This window comes from Parafrankia sp. FMc2 (assembly GCF_041008525.1).
Classification (GTDB): Bacteria; Actinomycetota; Actinomycetes; order Frankiales; family Frankiaceae; genus Parafrankia.
This window is the reverse complement of sequence record NZ_JBFLUG010000240.1, coordinates 1-6,286: the sequence shown is the minus strand read 5'-3', so window position 1 is coordinate 6,286 and position 6,286 is coordinate 1. Positions and strand designations below refer to the sequence as shown.

The window sequence follows — 6,286 nt, the reverse complement described above, 5'->3', positions numbered from 1 at the left end:
AGATGTGGATAAGGGACATGTCGTATCCGGGCGGGCCGTAGGCGGGAAGATTGCCGGCGCCCGCGGGCGGCCGCTCGGAACCGTTGTCGAACGCGGGGTAGTGCGAGCCGTTGGATGACGGGCGCTCACCCGAGGTGTCGTAGCCGAAACCCCCCGCGGATGACGGGCTCCCGGGCGCGAGGGAAAGCGGCGCCGGACCGCGCAGGCCGTCGCCGGGCCCGAGCTCCTGCTGGTCGCTGGTGAGGAAACCGTCCGAGACCGGGTAGATCCGGGCGGAGAGGCTGACCGACATCGGATCGCTGCCGTACGTGATGACGTCGACCTGGTCCTCCGGGCCGATGCCACCGCTTCTCGCGAGATCGACGAACCGGAACAGGTCGGCCCAGCGCAGCCCTTCAAGGTCCACACTGATTCTCAGCGCCATTGGTTTGCCCCATCCCTCGGCTCGTGCGTGTCGACCGTTACCTGGCTTCCGACGCGGACGCTTGTGCTGGGTGCCGGGCATCCCCCCCGGCGCGCCTCCCGGCACCCGGCCATGATGGGCCGGATGACGATGGGCGGCAGCTTATACCGCGTTGAGGTGTCAATCCCCATCAGGTCTGGTTGATATGCCAGTGTCCCTGGATGGGGCGGCCGTCGCAGTTTCGGCCGCTTCCGAGCCGCCGGCGGGGCCGGTGGACCTTCGCGGCGGGGCGTTTGCCACTACGGGTGACGGGCAGCCGCGGTTACCGGACGGGTACGGGCCGGGCAATCGGATACATCCGGTCGGCGCCAGGGGTTTGGGCGAGTAGGGTCCGAGCGTGTGAGCGTAGTTTCCGGTGGTGTCAACGGTGTCGGGGGCGCGGCCGGCATCGACGTTGCGAGTGGCTCGTTGCCCATCCGGCTCCTGCACGACCGGGTGCTGGTGCAGCCGCGCGAGGATTCCGCGGACCGGCGTTCGAAGGCGGGCATCGTGATCCCCGCCACCGCGCAGATGGGCAAGCGCCTGTCGTGGGCCGACGTGGTCGCCATCGGAACCGTGGTGCGCACGGTCCAGGTGGGTGATCGGGTGCTCTACGACCCCGAGGACCGCGCCGAGGTCGAGCTGCACTCGACGACCTACATCCTGATGCGTGAACGCGACGTGCACGCCGTGGCGGCCGAACGGCTCGATGACGGGCTGACCGGGCTGTATCTCTGACCTCGCTGCCTGGTCATATTTCGGCATCTCCATGTGATCTCCGCTGATCTGAGTCTGATCCCCCTCGGGTCGGCCGACGGCCGCCACGCCGCGAGCCACCGGCTGTTCGGTCATCCCTGGCTGCCGCCGTGTCTGGCCGCTGCCGTGCCTGACTGACTGTCGGCCTGCTGCTTTCGCCGCGCCGCCGCGCCGCCGCGCCACCGTTGGGTGGCCCGCCTCGACCGGGCCATCGCCTCCGGAACCGGCTGCTCCGAGCCCGCCCGTCCCGACTGGTACGGGCTTTCTCTGTGGGTGGTCGCTCGGCGCCGGAGCCGGATGTGGCGGGAGTGACACCGCGCCAGGGTGCCCCTGCTTGGTCTGGCGACTCTTCGGCCCGTATCCTTCGGGCGGCTTTGGAGATCCGTGTTCCGAACTGGTGGCCCTGGGTACCGGCTTCCGGCATGGGGAATGCGGACATCTGCCTGGCGCTCACTTCTCGGCCAGAGCCACTGCTTATTGTGATCAGCCGATGTCGTTCGGGTACCGTGCTCGCTCGATCCCGTTGTGGATCGACGTCGGTGTCGACAGGCCGCGGTCTGTGAGGACAAGGGAAAGGTAAGGAGAGGCATGGCTCGTGACTTCGACGCTCGGCGCAGCACGGATGTCGAGGAGGACGAGCTCCAGGAACAGAGCCTGGAGACGCTGAAAGCCCAACGTGCTGGTGCGGCGGCCGATCTCGGCGACGACATGGACGCGCTGGAGGCCGAGCTCGACCTCCCGGACGCCGAGGTCCGGGACGAGGAGCTCGCGTTGCGGGTGCTGCCGCGCCAGGCGGACGAGTTCACCTGCACGAGTTGCTTCCTGGTGCAGCACCGGAGCCAGCTCGCCGACACCCGCCGGACCGTGTGCGCCGACTGCGCGGCCTGACCGCTTTTCGGGCCTGACCGTTATGCGTCCGGCCTGACCGTCATGGCGCGCGCCGGTTCGGTGACGCCGGTTCGGTGACGCCGGTTCGGCGGCGGTGGTTCGGCGGCGGTGGTTCGGCGGCGACGGATCGGACGGTTCCGGGAGAACGCGCCTGGGTGGTGCTTCCGGAACCGTCCATGTCCGTCGTGATCTCCGCCGTGTCCTCGCTGCGCCGCCGGGCCGACACTGCCCCCCTGGTTGCCGAAAGCACAGAGTGCCTGTACCACTACCCTTGGCATCGTGAGCCGGGGGTGATCACGTCGTGGGTGCGCAGGGAGTGGTGGGCCGTCCGGACGGTCCGGATTCCGTCGTTCCCGGGCACGGTCCGGGCACGGCCCGAGTCCCGCTGCCGTGGCCGTACCTGCCGCGTACGGCGGCGTCGGCATCCGAACTGCCTGTCCTCGGCACCAGGCTTGTGCCACCACGGCCGGTCGTCCCCTCCATCTCGCGCGTACGGCTGCTGGACAGGCTGGACACGGCGGTCGACGGCCCGCTGACCTGCGTCTGCGCGCCCGCCGGAACCGGCAAGACGATGCTGCTCGCCGACTGGGCCAGATCCGGGCGGTCACGGCACCCCGTGGTCTGGCTCCGCGTTGATCCCGCGCTCGGATCCCGGCGTGCGGGTCAGGCAGCCGGCCGGAGCCCGGGGGCGCAGGAAACGCAGGGCACGCCCGGGCTTTCCGTGCCGTCCTCCAGGCCCCACCGGCCTGCGCCGTCCGTCTCGTTGTGGGCGCAGATCCTGCGCGCACTGTGTCGAGACGCCGCGCTGCCCGCCGGCGATCAGCTGGCCCGGCTGGCGGCGGGGTCCGCCGGGACCGCCGGGTCCGCCGGGTCCGCCGGCAGCTGCCCCGAGCGTTTCCGCCGCGAACTCGTCAACCATCTCGCCGAGATGCCCGCCCCCGCGGTGCTGATCCTGGATGACGCCCACCTGATCCGCGACCCAGACGATCGTGCCCTGCTCGAGCTGCTGGCGGGTGAGGGGGACGGACGCCTGCGGCTGGTCCTGGCCGGGCGGTCACCCGTGTTGCGCGCTCACCGCCTCCGCGCCGAGGGCCGGCTCACCGAGTTCGGCCCGTCCGACCTGGCTTTCACCGCGCAGGAGGCGGCCCAGCTGCTCGCCGCGCACGGCCTCCCCGTCACCGACCGGCTGGCGACGGCCCTGTGGCGGCAGACCGAGGGGTGGGCGGTCGGTCTGCGCCTCGCTGCCGCCGGAGCGGTGGAACGCGCGAGGTCCGCTGACGGTGTGCGGCCCGTCAGCGGGCCTCGAGACGGCTGGCGGGCGGGCGATGCTGACGAGGACGGCGAAGCGGGGCTGGCCGGCGCGGGGGACAGGGATCCCGCGGAACTTGATCCTTCCTGGGGCCCTCAGGCGGCCATTGCCGAGTACCTGCACGCCGAGATTCTGGCGAGCTACCCGGAGTCGACCCGCCGATTCCTGCTCCGGACCAGTGTCCTGGAACGGATCAGCGGTCCGCTCGCGGCCGCGGTCGCCGCGATCGACATCGCGCCGGAGGGCATCGCGCCGGACGGAATCGGGGCGGTCGGCCCGGTCTGGCGGCCGGGGGCGGCGCGGGCCCGGCGCGGAGCCGTCCATCTGCTGCGCGACTTCGCGCGAACCGGTGGCTTTCTCGTTCCGCTCGACCGTCTCCAGCCGGGCGGCCACCCGGCCGGAGACACCGCGGGAGCTGATACCGCCGATCCGTTGCCGGACTGGTACCGGTACAACCGGCTGCTGGGGATGATCCTGCGTGGGCTGCTCCAGCGGGATCCGGATGAGGATCCCCGCGAGCTCAACCTGCGCGCAGCTCTGTGGTTCGCGGCGAACGACAGCACCTCCGACGCGGCCCGGCACGCCCTGCGGGCCGGAGACTGGTGGTACCTCGCCTGCCTGCTGGTCGACGGCTCCGCTCTGATGGACATCCTGTTCGGACGGGCGCCCGAGCTCGGCGTGCTCGTGGCGGCGTTGCCGCCCGGGGCAGCGGGGCTGGCACCCGAATGCGACCTCGTCCTGGCCGTGGCCCACCTGCGGTCAGGGCAGCTGGAGGCCGGGTCGGCGAGCATACTGTCGGCCCGTGCCCGACTGCCCGCGGTCCTGTCCGGGCCGGGTGCCTCCCGGCGGCGCACGCTTGTAGAGCGGATCGACCTGGTGGAGATGTACCGGGCCGAGCTTGCCGGGCAGCCGACCGAGATGATCGCTGCGTCCCGGCGGCTGCTGCGCTCCAGCGCGACCAGCGGGTCCAGGTCATCCAGCAGACCCGAGGCAGCTGGCCAGCCGAGTCTGCCGGATCCGCCGGGCGTACCCGGCGGATCCGGCGCGGCGGACCCGCCCGCCGAGACCAGGAAGAACCCGCCTCGCCCCGGACGTCCCGCGGATGAGCGGGCACGGGCGGTGGCGCTGTGCGCGCGCGGTCGGGGCGAGCTGTGGCTCGGTCGTCTCTCCACCGCTGCCGGGTTCCTGCAGGAGGGGGCCGTCGCCGCCCGGCGGGCTGGGCTCACCGGTGTGGAGACGTCCTGCCTCGGCGCGCTTGCTCTGCAGTACGCCCTGCGTGGCCGGCTGCGGCAGGCCGAGAGCGTGCTGAGCATGGTGTTCGGCGACGGGGACCCCGCCAGCGACCACTACGCGCCCGACGCGGGACCGGCCGCGGCCGTACCCGGGCTCGCCGAGGCGCGGGTGGCCGCCGCGATGGTGTGGCTGCAACGGGTCGAGCTCGCCGAGGCCGAACGGTGTCTGAGGGCGGCACGTCGATCGCTGACCGTTGCCAGCCCGGCGTTTCTGGTCGAGCTCGTCACCGTCTGCGACACCCGACTGCGGCTGTTGCGGGGCGCCCCCGATGATGTGCGCGCGGCCAGACGCATGCTCGCCGTCGCCAGGCCCGGCCCGATGCCGCCGTTGTGCGCAGCTGCCCGCCGGGCCGCGGAGGCGGACCTGCTTGTCGCCGCCGGGACTCCGGAGGCCGCCCGGCGCCTGCTGCTGCGCGACAGCGAACGTGCCGCGGACCCACAGGTCCAGCTCGCGCTCGCGCGCTCGGCGCTGGCCTGCGGTGACGTGCCGGCCGCGGAGGAGACGCTCGCCCCCCTGCTGCGTGCCGACGACGGCGGCGCGGGCCTGGTCGCGGCCTGCGTGCTCGGCGCGGTCGCCGCCGCCCGGCGCAACGATCACGCCAGGGCCGGCGGGCTCCTCGCGCGGGCCGTTGCGCTCGCCGCCGACGAGGGAATGGTGGCCCCGTTCACCGAGGCCGGCGAGGAGCTGCTGGACCTGATGGCCGCGCACCCCGGGCTGACCGACGGCCAGCCCGCCTTCGTGGCGGCCCTGGACCGGTCCGCGGCGCCGCGCCTGGCAGCCTCACTGCTGGCGGTCACGCCGCGGGCCGCCGCACCGGATGACCTGGCGTCGCCGCCGGGTCCGTCGAACGGGCTGCGCCCGACGGGCCTGCCCCGGCCGGCAACAGGTTCCGGCCCCGTGACGAGGGGCCGCGGGAGCTCCGGTGGCCGAACCGTGCCCGGCGCGGGTGCCGAGGTGATCGTTCCCGCTCCGACCAGACCGCCGGCAGATCGGGCCGGCGAGGCCACACCGGGACGCTGGCCGTCGTCCGCACCGGCAGCCGGCCCCCACGCTGCCACCCCGGCACCCGCCGCCGGCGCCGCCCGGATCGCCAGCGGGTCGCCGGGTGCCGCCGGCTCGCGTGCTGCCGGCTCGCGTGCCGCCGGCCCGGCTCCGGCACCGGGACTCGGAGTGGGCACCGGGTCAGGGAGAGGAGCGGAGATCATCGGCAGGCCGGAGGAGGCCCGACCGGGAACGGGAGGTGGGAACCCCCTCGTGCTGCCGGGCGGTCTCGGTACCGAGCCCGCGGAACGGCTCAGCGAACGTGAGCTGGCCGTGCTCAGCTACCTGCCGACCATGCTGACGACCGCGGAGATCGCGGCGGAGATGTACGTCTCGGTCAACACGGTCAAGACGCATCTCAAGAGCATCTACCGCAAGCTGGATGTCGCCCGGCGCCGCGACGCGGTCCACCGCGCCCGGGCACTGCACCTGCTGTGAGACACCCTCTGTCAACCACGGTTTCAGGCGGCGCGTCCGAGGGCTCGGTTGCGGTTGGCGACGTGCGTGGCCTCGTCGTAGAGCACGCCTTTGGTGAGGCAGTGCCAGAGGATCTCGAG

General features: G+C 72.9%; 3 protein-coding genes and 1 pseudogene. 3 read left to right on the top strand and 1 reads right to left on the bottom strand.

The features are described from left to right. Positions 1-424 (bottom strand): annotated as a pseudogene (locus AB1460_RS35090) (hypothetical protein); the annotation flags it as partial. 378 nt (positions 425-802) lie between these two features. On the opposite strand from AB1460_RS35090, the gene AB1460_RS35085 reads away from it, so the two are divergent. From AB1460_RS35085 to AB1460_RS35075, 3 genes are all read left to right on the top strand, one after another. Beyond that, positions 803-1,180, top strand: a complete 378-nt coding sequence (locus AB1460_RS35085; protein WP_071086822.1) for a GroES family chaperonin — start codon at positions 803-805, stop codon at positions 1,178-1,180. A gap of 606 nt (positions 1,181-1,786) precedes the next feature. After that, entirely contained in the window at positions 1,787-2,086 is a 300-nt protein-coding gene (locus AB1460_RS35080) for a DUF4193 family protein (protein ID WP_368966687.1), read from the top strand. Between the two features lie 301 nt (positions 2,087-2,387). Continuing rightward, positions 2,388-6,167, top strand: a complete 3,780-nt coding sequence (locus AB1460_RS35075; protein ID WP_368966685.1) for a LuxR C-terminal-related transcriptional regulator — start codon at positions 2,388-2,390, stop codon at positions 6,165-6,167. Positions 6,168-6,286: the final 119 nt, after the last annotated feature.